At 72.0% G+C, this 20,304-nt stretch carries 18 protein-coding genes; 13 read left to right on the top strand and 5 right to left on the bottom strand.

Annotated elements, in window-relative coordinates; genetic code table 11:
- Window positions 1-9 precede the first annotated feature (9 nt).
- The 4 genes from sucB to IF00_RS0104175 all read left to right on the top strand — a co-directional run bounded on the left by sucB (window position 10) and on the right by IF00_RS0104175 (window position 6,563).
- Window positions 10-1,800, top strand: coding sequence for a 2-oxoglutarate dehydrogenase, E2 component, dihydrolipoamide succinyltransferase (gene sucB / locus IF00_RS0104190; protein WP_030314323.1), 1,791 nt, complete (start codon window positions 10-12; stop codon window positions 1,798-1,800).
- A 131-nt stretch (window positions 1,801-1,931) separates the two neighbouring features.
- Entirely contained in the window at window positions 1,932-2,555 is a 624-nt protein-coding gene (locus IF00_RS0104185) for a GntR family transcriptional regulator (protein ID WP_030314321.1), read from the top strand.
- A gap of 302 nt (window positions 2,556-2,857) precedes the next feature.
- On the top strand, window positions 2,858-5,563 hold the full coding sequence (gene aceE, locus IF00_RS0104180; protein ID WP_030314318.1) for a pyruvate dehydrogenase (acetyl-transferring), homodimeric type: 2,706 nt from the start codon (window positions 2,858-2,860) through the stop codon (window positions 5,561-5,563).
- 40 nt (window positions 5,564-5,603) lie between these two features.
- Window positions 5,604-6,563: a helix-turn-helix transcriptional regulator gene (locus IF00_RS0104175; RefSeq protein WP_030314316.1), complete on the top strand. Its 960-nt coding sequence runs from the start codon at window positions 5,604-5,606 to the stop codon at window positions 6,561-6,563.
- 3 nt (window positions 6,564-6,566) lie between these two features.
- Here the strand turns inward: IF00_RS0104175 and IF00_RS0104170 are convergent, their stop codons facing one another.
- On the bottom strand, window positions 6,567-7,541 hold the full coding sequence (locus IF00_RS0104170; RefSeq protein ID WP_078944537.1) for an SDR family oxidoreductase: 975 nt from the start codon (window positions 7,539-7,541) through the stop codon (window positions 6,567-6,569).
- 99 nt (window positions 7,542-7,640) lie between these two features.
- On the opposite strand from IF00_RS0104170, the gene IF00_RS0104165 reads away from it, so the two are divergent.
- Complete coding sequence (locus tag IF00_RS0104165; RefSeq protein WP_030314312.1) at window positions 7,641-8,162, top strand: DUF4240 domain-containing protein; 522 nt, start codon at window positions 7,641-7,643, stop codon at window positions 8,160-8,162.
- A 130-nt stretch (window positions 8,163-8,292) separates the two neighbouring features.
- Here IF00_RS0104165 and IF00_RS0104160 read toward each other — a convergent pair whose 3' ends face one another.
- The gene (locus IF00_RS0104160; RefSeq protein ID WP_106975762.1) at window positions 8,293-9,087 is read right to left on the bottom strand and encodes an SDR family NAD(P)-dependent oxidoreductase; all 795 of its coding nucleotides are present in this window, start codon (window positions 9,085-9,087) and stop codon (window positions 8,293-8,295) included.
- A 113-nt stretch (window positions 9,088-9,200) separates the two neighbouring features.
- On the opposite strand from IF00_RS0104160, the gene IF00_RS0104155 reads away from it, so the two are divergent.
- Window positions 9,201-9,965, top strand: coding sequence for a TetR/AcrR family transcriptional regulator (locus IF00_RS0104155; RefSeq protein WP_051819820.1), 765 nt, complete (start codon window positions 9,201-9,203; stop codon window positions 9,963-9,965).
- Here the strand turns inward: IF00_RS0104155 and IF00_RS0104150 are convergent.
- Window positions 9,937-10,440, bottom strand: a complete 504-nt coding sequence (locus IF00_RS0104150; protein WP_030314303.1) for a GNAT family N-acetyltransferase — start codon at window positions 10,438-10,440, stop codon at window positions 9,937-9,939. The two genes, IF00_RS0104155 and IF00_RS0104150, sit on opposite strands and share 29 nt — an antisense overlap.
- Before the next feature lie 38 nt (window positions 10,441-10,478).
- On the opposite strand from IF00_RS0104150, the gene IF00_RS0104145 reads away from it, so the two are divergent.
- Both IF00_RS0104145 and IF00_RS0104140 read left to right on the top strand, forming a co-directional pair.
- Window positions 10,479-11,399 carry a TIGR01777 family oxidoreductase gene (locus IF00_RS0104145; protein WP_030314300.1) on the top strand — a complete coding sequence of 307 codons (921 nt, stop codon included), beginning with the start codon at window positions 10,479-10,481 and terminating at the stop codon, window positions 11,397-11,399.
- A 186-nt stretch (window positions 11,400-11,585) separates the two neighbouring features.
- The gene (locus IF00_RS0104140) at window positions 11,586-12,974 is read left to right on the top strand and encodes an NAD(P)/FAD-dependent oxidoreductase (protein ID WP_078944536.1); all 1,389 of its coding nucleotides are present in this window, start codon (window positions 11,586-11,588) and stop codon (window positions 12,972-12,974) included.
- A gap of 82 nt (window positions 12,975-13,056) precedes the next feature.
- Here IF00_RS0104140 and IF00_RS0104135 read toward each other — a convergent pair whose 3' ends face one another.
- Window positions 13,057-14,625: an NsdA family TPR-like regulatory protein gene (locus IF00_RS0104135; RefSeq protein WP_030314296.1), complete on the bottom strand. Its 1,569-nt coding sequence runs from the start codon at window positions 14,623-14,625 to the stop codon at window positions 13,057-13,059.
- Between the two features lie 288 nt (window positions 14,626-14,913).
- On the opposite strand from IF00_RS0104135, the gene lipB reads away from it, so the two are divergent.
- The 4 genes from lipB (at window position 14,914) to IF00_RS0104115 (ending at window position 18,001) form a co-directional block, all read left to right on the top strand.
- The gene (gene lipB / locus IF00_RS0104130; RefSeq protein WP_030314294.1) at window positions 14,914-15,723 is read left to right on the top strand and encodes a lipoyl(octanoyl) transferase LipB; all 810 of its coding nucleotides are present in this window, start codon (window positions 14,914-14,916) and stop codon (window positions 15,721-15,723) included.
- Between the two features lie 114 nt (window positions 15,724-15,837).
- Window positions 15,838-16,806, top strand: coding sequence for a lipoyl synthase (gene lipA, locus IF00_RS0104125; RefSeq protein WP_030314291.1), 969 nt, complete (start codon window positions 15,838-15,840; stop codon window positions 16,804-16,806).
- A 264-nt stretch (window positions 16,807-17,070) separates the two neighbouring features.
- Entirely contained in the window at window positions 17,071-17,286 is a 216-nt protein-coding gene (locus IF00_RS0104120; protein ID WP_030208220.1) for an SCO2195 family GlnR-regulated protein, read from the top strand.
- Between the two features lie 10 nt (window positions 17,287-17,296).
- Window positions 17,297-18,001: a DUF4191 domain-containing protein gene (locus IF00_RS0104115; protein ID WP_030314289.1), complete on the top strand. Its 705-nt coding sequence runs from the start codon at window positions 17,297-17,299 to the stop codon at window positions 17,999-18,001.
- Between the two features lie 161 nt (window positions 18,002-18,162).
- Here the strand turns inward: IF00_RS0104115 and IF00_RS0104110 are convergent, their stop codons facing one another.
- On the bottom strand, window positions 18,163-18,630 hold the full coding sequence (locus IF00_RS0104110; RefSeq protein ID WP_030314287.1) for an RDD family protein: 468 nt from the start codon (window positions 18,628-18,630) through the stop codon (window positions 18,163-18,165).
- A 222-nt stretch (window positions 18,631-18,852) separates the two neighbouring features.
- Between IF00_RS0104110 and glnA the strand changes: the two genes are divergently transcribed.
- Complete coding sequence (gene glnA, locus IF00_RS0104105) at window positions 18,853-20,277, top strand: type I glutamate--ammonia ligase (RefSeq protein WP_030314285.1); 1,425 nt, start codon at window positions 18,853-18,855, stop codon at window positions 20,275-20,277.
- The last annotated feature ends 27 nt before the right edge of the window (window positions 20,278-20,304 follow it).

The following is a 20,304-nucleotide window of genomic DNA, read 5'->3' as shown; positions in this document are numbered from 1 at the left end:
ACTGAAACCATGTCGGTTTCCGTAACCCTGCCGGCGCTCGGCGAGAGCGTCACCGAGGGCACCGTCACCCGCTGGCTCAAGGCCGAGGGTGAGCGTGTCGAGGCCGACGAGCCGCTGCTCGAGGTCTCGACCGACAAGGTCGACACCGAGATCCCCGCCCCCGCCTCGGGCATCCTGGCCTCCATCAAGGTCGCCGAGGACGAGACGGTCGAGGTCGGCGCCGAGCTGGCCATCATCGACGACGGCACGGACGCCCCGGCCGCCGCTCCGGCTCCGGCCGCCGAGCCCGTCGCGGCCCCGGCCGCCCCGGCGCCGGTCGCCGAGGCTCCGGCCGCTCCGGCCCCCGCGGCCGAGGCCCCCGCCGCCCCGGCCGGCGGTGCCTCCGGCACCGACGTCGTGCTGCCCGCGCTGGGCGAGTCCGTCACCGAGGGCACCGTGACCCGCTGGCTGAAGTCGGTCGGCGAGACCGTCGAGGCCGACGAGCCGCTGCTCGAGGTCTCCACGGACAAGGTCGACACCGAGATCCCGGCCCCGGTCTCGGGTGTCCTCCTGGAGATCGTCGTCGCCGAGGACGAGTCCGCCGAGGTCGGCGCCAAGCTCGCCGTCATCGGTGCCGCGGGTGCGGCTCCGGCCGCCGCCCCGGCTCCGGCCGCTCCGGCCCCCGCCGCCGCTGCTCCGGCGCCGGCCGCCCCGGCCCCCGCCGCCGCTCCGGCTCCCGCCGCCCCGGCGCCCGCCGCCCCGGCCCCCGCGCCGGTTGCTCCGGCCGCCCCGGTCGCGGCTCCGGCCCCGGTCGCCCAGGCCCCGTCGATCGCCCCGGCGGTCGTCACCCCGGTTCCGGCGACCCCCGCGGCCGCTCCGGCCGCGTCCTCGGAGGATGGCGCGTACGTGACCCCGCTGGTCCGCAAGCTCGCCACCGAGAACGGTGTCGACCTCGCGGCCGTCAAGGGCTCGGGCGTCGGTGGCCGCATCCGCAAGCAGGACGTCCTCGCGGCCGCCGAGGCCAAGAAGGCCGCCGCCGCGGCCCCCGCCGCGGCCGCTCCGGTCGCCGCCAAGGCTCCGGCCCTGGAGGTCTCCCCGCTGCGCGGTCAGACCGTCAAGATGACCCGCATGCGCAAGGTCATCGGCGACAACATGATGAAGGCGCTGCACGGCCAGGCCCAGCTGACCTCGGTCGTCGAGGTCGACATCACCAAGCTGATGAAGCTGCGCGGCCGCGCCAAGGACGCCTTCGCCGCTCGTGAGGGCGTCAAGCTCTCCCCGATGCCGTTCTTCGTGAAGGCGGCGGCCCAGGCGCTGAAGGCCCACCCGGTCATCAACGCCCGGATCAACGAGGACGAGGGCACGATCACCTACTTCGACACCGAGAACATCGGTATCGCGGTGGACTCCGAGAAGGGTCTGATGACCCCGGTCATCAAGGGTGCGGGCGACCTCAACATCGCCGGTATCTCGAAGAAGACCGCGGAGCTGGCCGGCGCCGTGCGCGCCAGCAAGATCACCCCGGACGACCTGGCCGGTGCGACCTTCACCATCTCCAACACCGGTTCGCGCGGCGCGCTCTTCGACACGATCATCGTGCCCCCGAACCAGGTCGCCATCCTGGGCATCGGCGCCACCGTGCGCCGTCCGGTCGTCATCAACCACCCGGACCTGGGTGAGACGATCGCGATCCGCGACATGACGTACGTCGCGCTGTCCTACGACCACCGTCTGGTGGACGGCGCCGACGCCGCCCGCTACCTGACCTCGGTCAAGGCGATCCTCGAGGCCGGCGAGTTCGAGGTCGACCTCGGTCTCTAGGCCGTACGCCGAAAGGCATACGCCGAGGCAACGTAACGAGCCTCACCTGCGGCGCCCCCGTCCGGAAGTGTTTCCGGACGGGGGCGCCGCCGTATTGTCTTTAGAGTCAACACTCCCCGAGGAGCCGCTTCATGACCGTCCCCGTCGTCCACTCGCTGCGCGAGCAGATCCGCGAGCACATCGTGGAGGGGATCGTCAGCGGTCGCTGGAAGCCGGGCGAGCGGATCGTGGAGCGCCGGATCGCGACCGAGCTCGAGGTCAGCCAGACGCCCGTGCGCGAGGCGCTGCGCGAGCTGGAGTCGCTGCGGCTGATCGAGTCGGCGCCGAACAAGGGCGTCCGGGTCCGCAATCTGACCGCGGCCGACCTGGAGGAGAGCTACCCCGTACGGGCCGGTCTCGAGCAGATCGCGGCCGAGCTGGCGGCCGGCCGGCTCGCGGCCGACTGCTCGGCCCTGGAGCCGCACGTGGCGGCCCTGTACGAGGCGGACGCGACCTCCGACGGCACGGCCCAGGTGCGGCACACGGTGGCCTTCCACCGGGAGTTGGTGAAGGCCGCGGGGAACGCCGTCCTGTTGCACACCTGGGAGACCCTCGGCATCGAGGTCTTCACGGCCCTGTCGATCCGCTGGCTGGGCACGGTCCAGAAGTCGTACGCGGAGGAGCACCAGGAGCTGGTGGAGGCCTTCCGGCGGGGCGATCCGAACATCGGTGCGCTCGTGAAGGCGCATGTGCTGGGCTGCGCGCCGCGCGCCTGACCCCCTTTCCGGTCACGGACAGTGAGCGGGCCCACCCTCCGGTGGGCCCGCTCATTCGTGCGCGCATTCCCTCAGAAAGCAGCCCGTCCCCGCTCCCACCTGCGAAAACAAGGCACCGGGTGCCCCATTTCGAGGCACCCTGTGCCGACTTTCTCGATCTGAAGAGGTTTTCCCCTTCAACCCTTTGATCGATCATCGATCGCCGGTTTACAGTCTTCGGCGGGCCGCTACCCGGCCCTTCGCCCTGTCCTGCCAGACAAGGCACCCCTTCTCCACCCCCATCTGTCCGGAAGGCGGCGATCATGACCGATCCCGTAGGCAAGATTCCGAGCGAGCTCGACCAGCTCCCGGACCGTGACACCGAGGAGACCGCCGAGTGGGCGGCCTCCCTGGACGCCGTCACCAAGGCCGCCGGCCCCCACCGGGCCGCCTACCTGATGCGCCGCACGCTCCAGCACGCCGAGGGCGCGGGCCTCGCCCTGCCCAAGCTGCTGGAGACGGACTACGTCAACACCATCCCGACCTCCGCCGAGCCGACGGGCGCCGACTTCGACGGCGACGAGGCCATGGAGCGCCGGATCACCGCCTGGAACCGCTGGAACGCGGCCGCGATGGTCACCCGCGGCTCGAAGTACGGCGTCGGCGGTCACATCGCCACGTTCGCGTCGGCCGCCTGGCTGTACGAGACCGGCTTCAACCACTTCTTCAAGGGCAAGGAAGCCGACGGTTCCGGCGACCAGCTCTACATCCAGGGTCACGCCGCGCCCGGCATCTACGCCCGCGCGTTCCTGGACGGGCGCCTCGACGAGGCCCACCTCGACAACTTCCGGCAGGAGTCCGGCGGCAACGGTCTGCCCTCCTACCCGCACCCGCGCCGCCTGCCCTGGCTGTGGGAGTTCCCGACCGTCTCCATGGGTCTGGGCCCGCTCTCCGCGATCTACCAGGCGCGCTTCAACCGTTACCTGACCAACCGCGCCATCAAGGACGTCTCCGCCTCGCACGTGTGGGCGTTCCTCGGTGACGGCGAGATGGACGAGCCCGAGTCGACCGCGGCCCTCGCCCTGGCCGCCCGCGAGGGTCTGGACAACCTGACCTTCGTCATCAACTGCAACCTGCAGCGCCTCGACGGCCCGGTCCGCGCGAACTTCAAGATCGTGCAGGAGCTGGAGGCACAGTTCCGCGGCGCCGGCTGGAACGTCGTGAAGTCGCTGTGGGGCAACGCCTGGGACGAGCTGTTCGCGCTCGACACCACCGGCGCCCTCGTCCGCCGCCTCCGCGAGGTGCCGGACGCGCAGGTCCAGACGTACCAGACCCGCGACGCCGCCTACATCCGCCAGGACTTCTTCGGCAAGGACCCGGCGCTCGTCGCGATGGCGCAGCTGCTGAGCGACGACAAGATCCTGGAGTGCTTCCACCTCTCGCGCGGTGGCCACGAGCCGCGCAAGGTGTACGCCGCGTACAAGGCCGCCGTGGAGTTCAAGGGCGCGCCGACGGTCATCCTCGCGCAGACCGTCAAGGGCTTCACCCTCGGTGAGGGCTTCGCGTCGAAGAACGCGAACCACCAGATGAAGAAGCTCTCGAACGACGAGTTCAAGAACATGCGTGACCTTCTTGAACTGCCCATCTCGGACGCGCAGTTCGCCGACGGCCAGGTGCCGTACGGTCACCCCGGCGCCGACTCCCCCGAGGTCCGCTACCTGCAGGAGCGCCGCGCGGCGCTCGGCGGTCCGGCCCCGGCCCGTCGTACCCACGCGATCGCCCCGCTGCCGGCCCCGGCGGAGAAGGCCTTCACCGCCTTCGACAAGGGCTCCGGCGCGCAGTCGATGGCGACCACGATGGCCTTCGTCCGTCTGGTCAAGGACCTCATCCGTGACAAGGAGACCGGCAAGCGCTGGGTCCCGATCGTCCCGGACGAGGCCCGTACCTTCGGTATGGAGTCGCTGTTCCCGTCGCTCGGCATCTACTCGCCGAAGGGCCAGACGTACGAGCCGGTCGACCGCGACCAGCTCATGTACTACAAGGAGGCCGTCAACGGCCAGATCCTCAACGAGGGGATCACCGAGGCCGGTTCGATGGCCGATTTCATCGCCGCTTCCACCGCGTACTCCACGCACGGCGAGGCGATGATCCCGTTCTACATCTTCTACTCGATGTTCGGCTGGCAGCGGACCGCCGACCAGATGTGGCAGCTCGGCGACCAGCTCGGCCGGGGCTTCCTCGTCGGCGCCACCGCGGGCCGTACGACCCTGACCGGTGAGGGCCTGCAGCACGCCGACGGCCACTCGCCGGTGATCGCGGCGACCAACCCGGCGGCGCTGACGTACGACCCGGCGTTCGCCTACGAGGTCGCGGCCATCGTCAAGGAGGGTCTGCGCCGGATGTACGGCGAGGCCGCCGAGGGCGAGGACCAGAACGTCTTCTACTACCTCACCGTCTACAACGAGCCGATGCCGCAGCCCGCCAAGCCGGCCGGCATCGACGAGGGCATCGTCAAGGGCCTCTACCGCTTCAACACGGCGGAGTCCGCGGGCCTCGACCTCCCGGCGAACGCCTCGCGCATCCAGCTCCTCTCCTCCGGTACGGCCATCCACTGGGCCCTGGAGGCGCAGAAGCTGCTCGCCGCCGAGTGGGGCGTAGGCGCCGACGTGTGGTCCGCGACCTCCTGGACGGAGCTGCGGCGCGACGCGCTCGAGGCCGACGCGGCGCTGCTGCGCGGCGAGGAGAAGGTGCCGTACATCCGCCGCGCCCTGGAGGGCGTCGAGTCCCCGGTCCTCGCGGTCTCCGACTACATGCGCCAGGTCCCCGACCAGATCGCGCAGTGGGTCGAGCAGGACTGGTCCTCGCTCGGTGCCGACGGCTTCGGCCTCTCGGACACCCGTGACGCGGCCCGCCGCCACTTCGGCGTCGACGCTCAGTCGATCGTCGTCGCGGCCCTCGCGCAGCTCGCCCGCCGCGGCGAGGTCCCGGCCTCGGCCGTGAAGGAGGCGCGCGAGCGCTACGGCCTGTAGGCCCTGCCCGGTCGTCGGTGCGGGCGCGCATGATGGGTTCATGCGCGCCGCCCGGCTGATCAAGATGGTCCTTCTCCTCCAGTCCCGTCCTTCGATGACGGCGGCCGAACTCGCCGCCGAGCTGGAGGTGTCGGAGCGCACCATCACCCGCGATGCCCTCGCCCTCTCGGAGGCGGGGGTTCCGGTGTATGCGGACCGGGGCAGGGCCGGTGGGTACCGGCTCGTCGGCGGCTACCGCACCCGGCTCACGGGCCTGGCGCGCGGCGAGGCCGAGGCGCTGTTCCTGTCCGGACTGCCCGGCGCGCTGCGGGACATGGGCCTGGAGGACGCGGCCTCGGCGGCCCGGCTGAAGGTGTCCGCGGCGCTGCTGCCGTCGCTGCGGGACGCCCCGGACTCGGTGGCGCAGCGATTTCTGCTCGACGCCCCGGGCTGGTACCAGGAGCCGGAGACCCCCGAGCTGCTGCCGCCGATCGCGGAGGCGGTCTGGGACGACCGGATGGTCTCGGCCCGCTACCGGCGCGGAGACCGTGAGGTGGAGCGCGAGCTCGCCCCGTACGGCCTCGTCCTGAAGGCGGGCGTCTGGTACCTGTGCGCGCGGTCCGGCACGGCGTTCCGCACCTACCGGGTGGACCGCTTCGCCTCCGTCGCCCTCGCCGTGGAGCGGTTCGACCGGGACGAGAGCTTCGACCTGTCCGCCTTCTGGGCCGAGCGCGCGGCCGAGTTCGCCCGGTCGATCCTGCGCGCCGAGATCGTCGTACGCCTCACGGAGGCGGGGGCCCGCAGACTGCCGTACGTGACGGATCGCGCGGCGGCCGAGGAGGCGCTGGCGGCGGCGGTCACCGAGGAGGGCGGGCTCCGGGTGGTCCTCCTCGTGGAGAGCGAGGAGGTCGCCTTCTCCCAGCTGCTCACGCTCGGCCCGGAGGCCGAGGTGCTCGCCCCGGCCGCCTTGCGGGAGCGCTTCGGAGCGGCCGCCCGCGCGATGGCCTCGCGGTACGCGTGAGGGTCACCGGTAGTCGTTCACGTCCGGGCTGCCCTTCTCGTCGGCGAGCATGAAGCCCCAGGCGTCCGGCCGTGAGCCGTCCGCGTCGGTGAAGCCGTACTCCCCCGCGAGCTGACCGCTCGACAGCGACCGGCCGTTCCAGCGGTGCCGGTCGGGGTCGGCGGCGAGCGCGGCGACCGCCCTCCCCACGTAGACCGGGGACTCGGCGATCGCGAAGCCGGGGATCTTCTCGACGGCGTCGCGCCAGTTCTCCTCGGTGACTCCGAACGCGGTGAGCATCTGCTCGGACCTGAGCCAGCCGGGGGTGACGGAGACCGCGGTGCCGCCGTACTCCGCGAGTTCCTCGCCGAGGCCGAAGGCCATCCGGATCGGGGCGTTCTTGGCGAGGTCGTAGAAGAGGTTCTCGCGGTAGCGCGTGCCGTTGTACGCGGACGTGCCGTCGGTGACCTCGACGACGAGGCCGCCCCGGTTCCGGATGAGCAGCGGGATCGCCGTGTGGGAGGTGATGGCGTGCGTCCGCACCCCGAGTTCCAGCATCCGCAGGCCGTCGGTGAGGTCGTTCTCCCAGGTCTTCTTGCCGAAGACCAGGAGGTGCTCGCCGCCCCACACGTCGTTCACGAGGACATCGAGCCGCCCGCGCTCCCGGTCGATCCGGTCGACCAGCGCCTTCACCTGCTCGACCTCCAGGTGGTCGGTGGGGACGGCGATGCCCTCGCCGCCGGCGGCCGTCACCAGTTCGGCGGTCTCCTCGATGGTCTCGGTGGCCCGGCCGACCTCGCTGAGCTTCGCGCGGGTGGTCCGCCCGGTGACGTACACCGTGGCCCCGGCCGCGCCGAGCTCGACGGCGATGCCACGTCCGGCGCCCCGGGTCGCCCCGGCGACCAGGCAGATCCGTCCGCGCAGGCTCTTCGTCCGGTTCGTCTCGTCACTCTGGTCCGTCTGGTCCGTCTGGTCCGTCTGGTTCGTCTCCGTCGTCATGCGCACCAGACTCGCAGGAAAGTACGACACCTTCTGTCCGGATTCATTTCGGGCTTTCCGGGTGCGTCGCACCCCCCGAACCAGGATGCTGGTCCCGTGATGGACGAGACGGAGTTCTGGGAGATCATCGACGCCAGCCGCGAGGACGCCGAGGGCGACCCCGAGGAACAGGCCGACCTGCTCGTGGAACGGCTGACCCGGCTGGACCCCGACTCCGTGCTCGACTACGCACGCCATTTCGAGGCTCGCTACAACCGCGCGTATCTCTGGGATCTCTGGGGCGCGGCGGCGGTGCTGTTCGACGGGGCCGGCGACGAGACCTTCGATTCGTTCCGCTGCTGGCTCATCGGTCAGGGCCGGGAGGTGTACGAGGGCGCGGTGCACGATCCCGACGCGCTCGCGGAACTGCTCGGCGACTTCGACGTGGAGATCGACGGGGACGGCGAGGAGATCGGTTTCGCGGCGGACGAGGCGTACGAGCAGCTGACCGGCGCCGAGACCCCGGACCTGGGCATTCCGATGCCGGGCGGGGAGCCGTTGGGAGCCCCGTTCGACCTGGAGGACGACAAGGTCCTCGCGACCCGCTTCCCCCGGCTGTGGGAGCGCTTCGGGACGGTGTAGCGCGGATCCCGGGAGAAGGCCCCCGGGATCCGGTGCCGATCGGCGGTCTGCGGGCCGCGGGCAGCCGCCGATCGGGGACGCCGTCGCCGCTCGGGCGACGTGCTCGGACGTCGTACTCGGAACTCGTCGCTCAGAAGTGTGTGCCGCCGTCGATGCGGACCTCGGTGCCGGTGATGAACTTCCCGTCCTCGGACGCGAGCATCGCGACGACTCCCGCGACGGTCTCGGGGCCGGCGAAGCCCTGGCCCAGGGCGGGGGCGAGCTTCCCGAAGAGGGACCAGTCGGCGTCCTCGGGGATGCCCGGGCCGACGCTCTGACGGCTGGCGCCGGTGCCGTCGGTCATGCCGGAGGAGATGGAGCCGGGCTGGACGGCGGTGAAGCGGATGCCCTGCTTGGCGTACTCGGCGGCGAGCGCGTGGGTCATGGACTGGATGCCGCCCTTGCTGGCCGCGTAGGCCGCCATGTAGGGGTGCGCGAACATCGCGGAGGTGGAGGAGAAGTTCACGACGGCGGAGCCGTCGCCCTCCAGGAGCGCGGGGATCGACTCACGGATCATCAGGAACGTGCCGGTGAGGTTGATCCGTATCACCTGCTCGAAGGAGTCGAGGCTCGTCTCGTGGGTGTGCGAGGAGCGCAGGATGCCGGCCGCGTTGACCAGGACGTCCAGGCCGCCGAGCGCCTCGACGGCGGCGGCCACACCGGCCCGTACGGAGGCCTCGTCGGCGACGTTCAGGACGACGGTGGTGAGGCGGTCGGCGGCGTCGCCTGCCTTGGCGACGGTGTCCTTGAGGCCGTCCTCGCTGATGTCGGCGGCGACGACCCGGCCGCCCTCGGCGAGCACGCGCAGGACGGTGGCCTGGCCGATGCCGGAGCCGCCGCCGGTGATCAGAGCGCGGCGTCCTTCGTAACGGGTCAGCTGGTTCATGGCGGCAACCTCTCGATGTCGAGCTTCCGGGAATCCTGCTTCCGGGACGTCGGAGGTTCCCGGGGGATGCCGCCACCGTACGCCCAAGTGGCACGTTTTGCCATAGCTGCACAATGTGCACCACCGGCAGGCGCGGGCGTACGCTTCGTACGGTGAGCACCAAGCCCGAGGGCGCCACGCCCCCCACCCGGACGCTGACGGAGCGCCGCAAGGCCGCGACCCAGCTGGACATCGCGCGCGCCGCCGCCGAGCTCTTCACCGAGCACGGCCCCGACGGCACCACGGCCGAGGACATCGCCCTGCGGGCCGGGGTCGCGCTGCGCACCTTCTACCGGTACTTCCGCTCCAAGCAGGACGCCGTGGCCCCGCTCCTCGCCGGCGGCGGCGACCGCTGGCGCGAACTCCTCGCCGCGACGGCCGCGCCGGCCGCGGGCCGCGGAGGGGCCGCAGGGGGCGCTTCGGAACCGGGCCCGGGGCTGCCCGAGGCCCTGGAACGCTCGATCGCCGCCTCCCTGACCCCCGCGGACGCGGCGGCCGAGGAAGGGCTGCGCTGGACGCGCGGCCTGCTGCGCGCGGCCGCCGAGGACCTGGCGCTGCGGGCCGTCTGGTACCGGGTCAACCAGGAGTCGGAGGAGAGACTGCGCGAGGTCGTCGCCGGCCTCGCCGGTCCGGGCGCGGACCCGCTGGAGGTACGGCTCGCGGCCGCGGCGGCCACGGACGCGATCCGGATCGCCCTGGAGAGCTGGGCCGAGACGGACGCGCCGGTACGGGGCGAGGGCGCCCCGGCCGAGCTCGCGGTCCGGTGCCTGCGCGAACTGATGGGCGGGATGCGGCTGCTGAACCCGGACGTCAGCGGAGGGTCAGCGACCGGCCCATGAGGACGTCGTCCACATACGCTCCGGCCAGGAACAGCTCCCCCGGCAGCACGCCCTCCACCGCGAAGCCCTCGGAGGCGTAGAGCGCGCGGGCCGGGGCGTTGTGCCCGAGCACCCGCAGCGTCATGCGTACGGCGCCGTCCGCCCGGGCCTTCTCCATGGCGGCCCGCAGCAGCGCCCGCGCCACGCCGTGCCCGCGCGCGGCCTCGGCGACCACGAGACCCTGGATCTGCCGCACATGGGCGGTGGCGGCGAGCGGGGTCGGCGGCACCACCCGGATGTAGCCGGCGATCACGTCTTCGCGCACGGCGAGGAGGTAGTCCCCGGGCAGATGGCGGTCGTCGAAGAACGGCTCGTACGGCGGCACCGGGGCGGGCAGCACCGCGTGCAGGGTCGACCAGGCGGCCCGGTCGAGCGCGGCGAGGGCGGCCTCGTCCGCACGTTCGGCGGTACGTATCAGCGTCTCCGGCACGATCATGACCGCCACTGTGCCACGCGCCCGTCCGGGAGGGCAGGATGGTGCCCATGCAGCGTTCCGCCCCTCGCAAGCGCGTCGCCGTCACCGGTGCCTCGGGCCTCATCGGCTCCGCCCTCGTCCACTCCCTGCGCGCCGACGGCCATGACGTCGTCCGGCTCGTCCGCCGGCCCGCCCGGACCGCCGACGAGGTCGAGTGGGACCCGAAACGGCTGTACGTGGACGCCGCCGGACTCGTCGGCGTGGACTCCGTCGTGCACCTGGCGGGCGCCGGGGTCGGCGAGCGCCGCTGGAACGACGCGTACAAGCAGGAGATCCGCGACAGCCGCGTACTCGGCACGACGGCGATCTCCCAGGCCCTCGCCTCCCTCGCGGAGCCGCCGGAGAGCCTGGTGTGCGGCACCGCGCTCGGCTGGTACGGGGACACCGGCAGCCGCGCGGTCGACGAGAGCGCCCCGGCGGGCACGGGATTCCTGCCCGAGGTCTGCGTGGAGTGGGAGGCCGCCGCGGCACCCGCCGAGGAGGCCGGCATCCGAGTCGCCTACGCCCGTACCGGCCTGGTGGTGGCGCGTGAGGGAGGGGCGTGGGGCCGGCTGTTCCCGCTCTTCCGGGCCGGACTCGGCGGACGGATGGGCGACGGCCGCCAGTACTGGTCGTTCATCTCCCTCCACGACGAGGTGGCCGCCCTGCGCCATCTCGTCGACACCCCGACGCTCTCGGGCCCGGTGAACCTGACCGCCCCCGACCCCGTCACCAACCGCGAGGTGACGGCGGCGATGGGCCGGGTACTGCGCCGGCCGACCGTCTTCACGGTGCCCGCGCCCGCGCTGAAGGTGGTGCTCGGGGACTTCGCACAGGATGTGCTGGGGAGTCAGCGGGTGCTGCCGGGGCGGCTGCTGGAGACCGGATTCGACTTCGCGTTCCCGACGATCGACGACTCGATCAGGGCGGCCGCGCGCTGAACCCCGCACCCCTTCCCCTCCTTCGCTCCCCCTCCGTGCTCCCCCGTGCCGCACGCACCCCGGTGCGCGCGGCTGGCACCCGTGGGAGCGCTGCCTAGGCTCGACGAGAACGGCGAACTCGGGCATTCCGGAGGCTCGTTGGGGGCATAGGCCTCCCACCGGCCGCGCCGACCTGGGGAGGGGCACGTGCTCAACAGCGCAGACAGCGCAAGGACCGCACAGCGTACGAACGTCGACGTCGACCACGGCATCACGCAGACCGTCGACGTCGTCATCGTGGGAGCCGGGGTCGCGGGACTCGCCGCGGCCCGCCGGCTGACCGACGCCGGGCTCTCCGTGAGCGTCCTGGAGGCGGAACCCCGCGTCGGGGGCCGAATGGCGACCGAGGCCGTCGACGGCTTCCTGCTCGACCGGGTGGGACCGCTGCTCACCCTGTCGTACGAGGAACTCCGGGCCGTCCCGGGGCTCGACGGCCTGGTGCTGCGGCCGTTCGCCCCGGGGGTGCTCGTGCACAGCGACGGCCGGTACGCGCGGTGGGGCGCCCCCCACCCGCGCCGGACGGCCGGCGTGCCCCGGAGCGCGGGGCACCGGAGCGTGGGGGGAGCGTTCAGCGTGGCGCGCGCCCTCGCGAGCGCCCCCCGTCATCCGGCCGCCTCGCTCGACCAGGCGCGGCTCGGCGCGTCCCTCGTCCGGCTCGCGGCGACCCCGACGCAGCGCATCCTGGCCCGCCCCGAGCGGACCGCGCGCGAGGCGCTGACCGCGCGGCTGCCCGCCAGGACCGTCCAGGGCGTGCTGCGGCCGCTGCTCGCGGCGCTCCTCGGCGACCCCGACCTCGGCATGTCGAGCCGCCGCGCGGACCTGGCCCTGCGCGCCTTCGCCCGGGGCCGGCTCGCGGTGCCCGAGGGCGGGGCGGCCGCGCTCCCGGAGCTGCTCGCGGCGACGCTGCCGCCGGGCACGGTCCGGACGGGGGTCCGGGTGACGGAGGCGTCGATCTCGCGGGTGACGACGGCGGAGCACGGGGTGTTCCGGTGCCGGTCGGTCGTCCTCGCGACGGGGGCGCGGACGGCCGCCGAGCTGCTGCCCGGCCTGCGCCGGCCGGCCTTCCACTCCGTGACCGTGCTGCACCACACGGCGCCTGTGGCGCCGACGGCGGACCCGACGCTGCTCCTGGAGGCGGACCCGGGCGGGCCGGTGTCCCACACGGCGGTGATGAGCGCGGTGGACCCGGGGCGGGCGCCGGAGGGCCGGACGCTGATCACCTCGACGGTGCTCGGAACGCCGCCGGACGACACGGAACGGCGGGTCCGCAAGCACCTCGCGACGCTGTACGGCACGTCGACGGACGAGTGGGAGCTGCTGGCCCTGCGGCACACGCCGGACGCGGTCCCCTCGATGCCCCCACCGCACGACGCGCACCGCTCGGTCCGCCTGCTCGCGGGCCTGTACGTCTGCGGCGACCACCGTGCGACGAGCACCGCCCAGGGCGCCCTGGCCTCGGGCCGCCGCGCGGCGTCGTCCCTGCTGAGGGACCTGGGGCTGCGACGGGGGGCGGAGGAAGGAGCGGAGGCGGCGTAGGGGTCGCGGGGGGGGGGAGTGCGGGGCGGGGGCGAGCGGGCGGCCGCCGCCCCGTCGCGGTGGGCGACTGCTCCGTTCGTGGTCAGCCGATGGCGGCTACCCGGTCCCGGTACGTGCGGGCCGCCGCCGCGTCCCGGTACGGCTCCAGCCGCCGTTCGAAGTCGCGTACGTACTCCGCCGCCCTCGCCGACCGCATCTCCGAGGCCTGCTGGGCGGCCTCCGCGCCGAGTGCGCACGCCTGGTCCAGTTCGCCCAGGGCCAGTCGCGACGTCGCCAGGACCACACGGCAGAAGAGGCGGCTGCGGGCGAAGCCGGGGGCTCGGAGCTGGAGGGCGCGTTCCGCGTGCTGGGCGGCCGACCGGTACTGCTGGAGGTCGCGGTGGCAGTGCCCCAGCTCGTCGGCGAGCTGGGCCTCGTCGAACATCCGGGCCCAGTACGGCACCTCGTCGCCCGGCCGCGCCGCTTCGAGGGCCCGCTCGGCCCGTACGAGCGAGGCGCTGCACACCCGTGCCTCGCCGAGGACCGCGTGTCCCCGCGCCTCCACCGCGTGCAGCATCGCCTGGACGACCGGCGGCGCGGCCGGCCCGACTCCCTGCTGGGCGACCCGGGCCAGCTGGACGGCCTCCCGCCCGTGGCCGAGGTAGACGGCCTGGCAGCTCATCGTGAGAAGCACGTACGAGCCGTAGGCCCGGTCCCCGGCGGCCTGGGCGAGGCGGAGCGCCTGGACGAAGTAGCGCTGGGCGAGGCCGTGCGCGGCGATGTCGTACGACGTCCAGCCGGCGAGCCGGGTGAGGTCGGCGGCCGCGGCGAAGAGGCGTCGGCCCACGGACTCGCCGTAGGTGCCGCGCAGCATCGGCTCGGCCTCGTGCTCCAGGTAGCGGACGAGGGCCTGCCGGGCGTGCCCGCCGCCGTAGGCGTGGTCGAGCGTGCGGAAGAGCTCGCCGACCGAGCGCAGGGCCGCGATGTCCCCGCTGGAGACCCGCTGGCCGGGCCCCCGGTCCGTACCGCGCTGCCGGGGCACGGAGAAGCGGGCCTGGGCCGGCACCCGGGGGTCGTGCGCGAGCCGGGTGTCGTGGGCCGGACGCGGGTCGTGCGCCAGGCGGCCCTCGGCCGTGACCGCGGCGGTGACCGCGGCCGCGGCGCCCGACGGGGTCCGGGATCCCTGCGGCGCGTCTCCCCGTGCCACCCGGTCGTCCCCGCGTGCCACCCGGTCGTCCGCACGGCCGATCAGCCAGTCGCGGCTGGGCACGACGAGACCCGCCGGCGTGAAGGCGATCTTGCGGAGTTCGGCGTGGCTGCCGGAGTCCTTCCGCCAGAGCCCGCTGACGATGTCGACCGCCTCTTCGGGGGTCGCCGCGAACTCCAGGCCGGCGTAGACGGGCGCGCAGGCGTCGAGGCCGAGGTCCTGGGCGGAGAGCCGGCGGCCGAGGCGACGGGTGAAGACCTCGGCGATCAGCGCGGGCGTGGTGCCGCGCGGCTGCTGGCCGCGGAGCCAGCGGGTGACCGAGGTCTTGTCGTACCGCAGGTCGAGACCGTGTTCCAGACCGAGCTGGTCCACCCGTCTCGCCAGGCCCGCATGGGAGAACCCCGCTTCGGCGATGAGCGCGGCGAGCTGGCGGTTCGGGATGCGCTGCGGTGGTCGTTCCGTCATCAGCTGTGCGGTCTCCTGCCTTCCGGGTCCGGGCGGCAGCCCCGTCGGACCCTCATGGAACGGCGTGAATTTAGCGGTCCTCACGGCCTGTACCGCCACCTTCGCCCCACATTCATCCGATCGTGTGAGGATTGACGGCATCGCTGACGTAGGTGTCCCCGGTCACCTGCCGGAGGGCCGTCCCCGGCACCGCCGTACAGTGGCATGGGCGCGAATGACGCATGGTGCCGCACCGGCCCGGGATGATCCCCGGATTCCGGACCCCGGCACCCAGGAGGAGGCATGGCCGTGAGTGAGCTGCGATTCGTCCGCCTTGGGTTCGGCGAGGAAGCCGTCGACTACCAGGTGGCCTGGGACAAGCAGCGCGAAGTGCACGCCGCGCGGTTCGCCGACGAGATCGACGACACCTGTCTGCTCCTCGAGCATCCGCCGGTCTACACGGCCGGCCGGCGTACGGCGGAGAACGAGCGCCCGCTGGACGGGACGCCCGTGGTGGACGTCGACCGCGGCGGCAAGATCACCTGGCACGGCCCCGGCCAGCTCGTCGGATACCCGATCATGAAACTGCCCCGCCCGGTGGACGTCGTCGCGCACGTCCGCCGTCTGGAGGAGGCCCTGATCCGCGCGGCCGCCGAGTTCGGCGTGGAGACGACGCGGGTCGAGGGGCGCAGCGGGGTCTGGGTCCTGGGCGATCCGGTCGAGCAGCGGCCGTCGCTCGGCGGGCTGTCGCTCGACTTCGACCCGCGGCTGACGGACGAGGAGTTCGACCCGCGCCTGAACGGCCCCGAGTACGCCCCGTCCAACGCCGGCCAGCGCCGCGAGGACCGCAAGCTCGCCGCGATCGGCATCCGGGTCGCCAAGGGCGTCACGATGCACGGCTTCTCGTTCAACGTGAACCCCGACAACGCCTGGTTCGACCGGATCATCCCGTGCGGCATCCGCGACGCGGGCGTCACCTCGCTCGCCAACGAGCTGGGCCGCGACCTGTCGATCGAGGAGGTGCTGCCGGTCGTGGAACGCCATCTGCGGGAGGTCCTGGAGCAGGCGGAGCTGAAGCCGCGCGAGATCGAGCGTCCGGTGGAACCGGCCTCGGCCTGAGGAGCGCCCGGAGGAATGCAGGGCCCTGGCCAGAGGTTGGCCAGACGTAGTAAGGCATGGGAAGCAACGGCGTACCCTGGTGTTCGCCGAAGAATCGAAGCTACAGGAGCCGATGTGTCCGCAGTCGCACCCGACGGACGCAAGATGCTGCGCCTGGAGGTCCGGAACGCCCAGACCCCCATCGAGCGCAAGCCCGAGTGGATCAAGACCCGGGCGAAGATGGGGCCCGAGTACACGAAGATGCAGAGCCTCGTGAAGAGCGAGGGCCTGCACACGGTCTGCCAGGAGGCGGGCTGTCCCAACATCTTCGAGTGCTGGGAGGACCGCGAGGCCACCTTCCTCATCGGCGGTGACCAGTGCACCCGGCGCTGCGACTTCTGCCAGATCGACACGGGCAAGCCCGAGGCGCTGGACCGGGACGAGCCGCGCCGCGTGGGCGAGTCCGTCGTCACGATGGACCTGAACTACGCCACCATCACCGGCGTCGCGCGCGACGACCTGGAGGACGGCGGCGCCTGGCTGTACGCGGAGACCGTGCGCCAGATCCACCAGCAGACCGCGGAGCGCGCCGAGGGCCGCACCAAGGTCGAGCTGCTCGCGCCCGACTTCAACGCGGTGCCGGAGCTCCTGGCGGAGGTCTTCGCCTCCCGCCCCGAGGTCTTCGCGCACAACGTGGAGACGGTGCCGCGGATCTTCAAGCGGATCCGTCCGGGATTCCGTTACGAGCGTTCGCTCGACGTCATCACGCAGGCCCGTGACTACGGTCTGGTCACGAAGTCGAACCTGATCCTCGGCATGGGCGAGACCCGTGAGGAGATCAGCGAGGCGCTGCAGCAGCTGCACGCCGCGGGCTGTGAGCTGATCACGATCACGCAGTACCTGCGTCCCTCCGTCCGGCACCACCCCGTGGAGCGCTGGGTGAAGCCGCAGGAGTTCGTGGAGCTCAAGGAGGAGGCCGACGAGATCGGCTTCTCCGGCGTCATGTCGGGCCCGCTGGTTCGTTCGTCGTACCGCGCGGGGCGTCTGTTCCAGCAGGCGATCGAGAAGCGCGGCGCGGTGGACAACGCCACACAGGCTGTGTGAATCGGAGCACAAGCGGTTACTGGTCGGTAATGGCCGGATCGGACGCGGCCCGTACGGCCCCGCAGCTCAGCGGGGATGTACGGGCCGCGTCCGCGTTTCCCGGGGCCGCCACATGGGCGCATCAACGTTTCATCAGTGTTTGACCACCGGGTCACGCCCTGGTAACACCAGTCTGTGAGCCTGGATTCACTCACCGCCACGACTCGCTCACATCCCCGCTCGCCCCCCGCCTCGTCTCATCCGCAATCGAGGGAGGACCCCGACATGCCGGCCGCATCGACGCACGTCCGCGTCACCGCGATCCCGTCCGTCACCGACGCCCTGAAGGCCGTGGAGGCACTGCTCCTCGGCGCCGGGCAGCGCACCGCCCGGCGCAACGCCTGGAACTCCGTCCTGGAGGACCGCCGCCGCGCCAAGGACCGGGTCGAGGCCCAGCACGTGATGGAGGTCGCGTCGGGCCGGACTTCCCGGGCCACGTAAACTTCAGGACATGGCGAGGAAGGCAAACACGGGCAGCGCTGACGCTGCGAACCAGGGGCGGCTCAAGCAGATCGCCCTCACGTACAAGATGACCCGAAAGGCTGACCCGAAGGTCGGACTTGTCGTCGCAGGCGTGGGCATCGTCGTACTCGGTGTCCTCCTCGCGATCGGCTTCCTGATCGGTCACCCGGTCTACCTGGGCATCCTGGGCTTCGTCCTGGCGCTCCTGGCGGCGGCCATCGTGTTCGGGCGGCGCGCCGAGCGCGCGGCCTTCGGGCAGATGGAGGGCCAGCCGGGCGCTGCCGCGGCGGTGCTCCAGAACGTCGGGCGCGGCTGGACGACGACCCCCGCGGTCGCGATGAACCGCAGCCAGGACGTCGTGCACCGGGCGGTCGGCCGGGCCGGCATCGTGCTCGTGGCGGAGGGCAACCCGAACCGGGTGAAGCCTCTGCTCGCGGCCGAGAAGAAGCGGATGAACCGCGTCGTGGTGGACGTGCCGGTGACCGACATCATCGTCGGCGACGGCGAGGGCCAGGTGCCGCTCAAGAAGGTCCGTACGACCATGCTCAAGCTGCCTCGGGTGCTCACCGGCCCGCAGGTGACGGCGGCCAACGACCGGCTGCGGGCGATGGGTGACCTGATGAGCAACATGCCGCTGCCGAAGGGTCCGATGCCGAAGGGCATGCGGATGCCGCGGGGCGGAAAGATGCGCTGACGCGCCCGACCGGAAGCGATCGCTTCCAGAACCTCATGAGGAAGGCCCCGGACCGTCACACGGTCCGGGGCCTTCCTCATGAGGTTCTGCGGATGTCCGGAGCGCTCGCGGGTTCCGCGGGGCGGCTCCGGGCCGTGCTCCGGGGCCCGCGGCTCCGGGCGTCAGATACGGACCTGTACGGCGCCGGAGAGGCGGTCGTGGAGGCCTCGGCCGTCGCGGTCCCAGATGAGGGCCGGGATCGCCAGGCAGACGAGCAGGGAGCGGAGCGCCACGCGCGGGAGGCCGAGGCGGCCGCCGTTCACGGAGACGACCCCGAGGCCGACGAGGCGCTTGCCGGGGGTCGAGCCGATGGTGCCGACGGTCAGCACGCTCAGGACGAGCAGGATGACCAGGGCCCAGTTTCCGGTGGCCTGGTTGTAGCCGTCGGTGATCAGGCCGTATGCGATCAGCGTGCAGAGGGCCCAGTCGACGGCGAGGGCGCCGAGACGCCGCCCGGGGCGGGCGATCGAACCGGGGCCCTCCTCGGGCAGCCCCAGCTGCTGACCGCGGTAGCCGAAGTCGACGCCTGCGTCCTCGGCCGCCGCGCGGGGGCCGGAGAGCCAAGATCCGAGTGCTTGCCTGTTGTCCACGCGACCACGGTACTGCGCCCGTTTTTGATCACTTCGGCCCGGGTACGCGAAGGGTGTCATCAGGCGCTGTGGCACCCACCTCGGTTAACTTCGACGAAACAATTGGGTCATGCTTGAGAAATCCCGTCTGCCTATGGTCGGGTCCAGCGTGTGCCACCGCACCGGCCGCACGAACCAGCTGCAAACCCCGCCCCTCCCCGGGCCGGGAGTAGGAGGAGTGGGATGTCCGAGACGCACGGGTTCCAGAACGCCGACGAGGTCAAGAAGTACATCAAGGACAACGACGTCAAGATGGTCGACGTCCGTTTCTGCGACCTTCCGGGCGTGATGCAGCACTTCACGATCCCGGCGACGGCGTTCGACCCGTCGGAGGAGCTCGCCTTCGACGGTTCGTCGATCCGCGGCTTCCAGGCGATCCACGAGTCCGACATGGCGCTCCGCGCCGACCTGTCGACGGCCCGCGTGGACCCCTTCCGCCGCGACAAGACCCTGAACATCAACTTCTTCATCCACGACCCGATCACGGGCGAGCAGTACAGCCGTGACCCGCGGAACATCGCGAAGAAGGCCGAGGCGTACCTCGCGTCCACCGGCATCGCCGACACCGCGTACTTCGGCCCCGAGGCCGAGTTCTACGTGTTCGACTCGGTGCGCTTCGAGACCTCGGCGAACCAGGGCTTCTACCACATCGACTCCGAGGCCGGCGCCTGGAACACCGGTGCGGAGGAGAACAACCGCGGCTACAAGGTCCGCTACAAGGGCGGCTACTTCCCGGCCCCGCCGGTCGACCACTTCGCCGACCTGCGCTCGGAGATCTCCCTGGAGCTGGAGAACGTCGGCCTGCAGGTCGAGCGCCAGCACCACGAGGTCGGCACCGCCGGCCAGGCCGAGATCAACTACAAGTTCAACACGCTGCTCGCCGCGGCCGACGACCTGATGCTCTTCAAGTACATCGTGAAGAACGTCGCCTGGCGCAACGGCAAGACCGCGACCTTCATGCCGAAGCCGATCTTCGGCGACAACGGCTCGGGCATGCACGTCCACCAGTCGCTGTGGGCGAACGGCGACCCGCTGTTCTACGACGAGACGGGCTACGCGGGCCTCTCGGACACCGCCCGCTACTACATCGGCGGCATCCTCAAGCACGCGCCGTCGCTGCTCGCCTTCACCAACCCGACGGTGAACTCGTACCACCGCCTGGTCCCGGGCTTCGAGGCCCCGGTCAACATGGTGTACTCGCAGCGCAACCGCTCCGCCGCCATGCGCATCCCGATCACGGGCTCGAACCCGAAGGCCAAGCGCGTCGAGTTCCGCGCGCCGGACCCGTCCTCGAACCCGTACCTCGCCTTCTCGGCGCTGCTCCTCGCGGGCCTCGACGGCATCAAGAACAAGATCGAGCCGGCGGAGCCGATCGACAAGGACCTCTACGAGCTCGCTCCCGAGGAGCACGCGAACGTCCAGCAGGTCCCGACCAACCTGGAGGCCGTGCTCAACGCCCTCGAGGCCGACAACGAGTACCTGCAGGCCGGCGGCGTCTTCACGTCCGACCTGATCGAGACCTGGATCGACTACAAGCGCACCCACGAGATCGCCCCGATCCAGCTGCGCCCGCACCCGCACGAGTTCGAGCTGTACTTCGACCTCTAGGCCGTACCGCGCGCGGTTCTCCCGAGG

Source organism: Streptomyces flavochromogenes, from assembly GCF_000717595.1.
Lineage (GTDB): Bacteria > Actinomycetota > Actinomycetes > Streptomycetales > Streptomycetaceae > Streptomyces > Streptomyces flavochromogenes.
Note: the sequence above shows the minus strand (reverse complement) of the source record. Positions and strands in the feature narration are given on the sequence as shown.

Coding starts and splice junctions, on each gene's coding strand:
- IF00_RS0104150 (WP_030314303.1), bottom strand. CDS start 10,440: ATGATCGTGCCGGAGACGCTGATACGTACCGCCGAACGTGCGGACGAG.
- IF00_RS0104155 (WP_051819820.1), top strand. CDS start 9,201: ATGTGCACCACCGGCAGGCGCGGGCGTACGCTTCGTACGGTGAGCACC.
- IF00_RS0104160 (WP_106975762.1), bottom strand. CDS start 9,087: ATGAACCAGCTGACCCGTTACGAAGGACGCCGCGCTCTGATCACCGGC.
- IF00_RS0104165 (WP_030314312.1), top strand. CDS start 7,641: ATGGACGAGACGGAGTTCTGGGAGATCATCGACGCCAGCCGCGAGGAC.
- IF00_RS0104185 (WP_030314321.1), top strand. CDS start 1,932: ATGACCGTCCCCGTCGTCCACTCGCTGCGCGAGCAGATCCGCGAGCAC.
- IF00_RS0104115 (WP_030314289.1), top strand. CDS start 17,297: ATGGCGAGGAAGGCAAACACGGGCAGCGCTGACGCTGCGAACCAGGGG.
- IF00_RS0104120 (WP_030208220.1), top strand. CDS start 17,071: ATGCCGGCCGCATCGACGCACGTCCGCGTCACCGCGATCCCGTCCGTC.
- IF00_RS0104170 (WP_078944537.1), bottom strand. CDS start 7,541: ATGACGACGGAGACGAACCAGACGGACCAGACGGACCAGACGGACCAG.
- IF00_RS0104175 (WP_030314316.1), top strand. CDS start 5,604: ATGCGCGCCGCCCGGCTGATCAAGATGGTCCTTCTCCTCCAGTCCCGT.
- IF00_RS0104135 (WP_030314296.1), bottom strand. CDS start 14,625: ATGACGGAACGACCACCGCAGCGCATCCCGAACCGCCAGCTCGCCGCG.
- glnA (WP_030314285.1), top strand. CDS start 18,853: ATGTCCGAGACGCACGGGTTCCAGAACGCCGACGAGGTCAAGAAGTAC.
- aceE (WP_030314318.1), top strand. CDS start 2,858: ATGACCGATCCCGTAGGCAAGATTCCGAGCGAGCTCGACCAGCTCCCG.
- IF00_RS0104145 (WP_030314300.1), top strand. CDS start 10,479: ATGGTGCCCATGCAGCGTTCCGCCCCTCGCAAGCGCGTCGCCGTCACC.
- sucB (WP_030314323.1), top strand. CDS start 10: ATGTCGGTTTCCGTAACCCTGCCGGCGCTCGGCGAGAGCGTCACCGAG.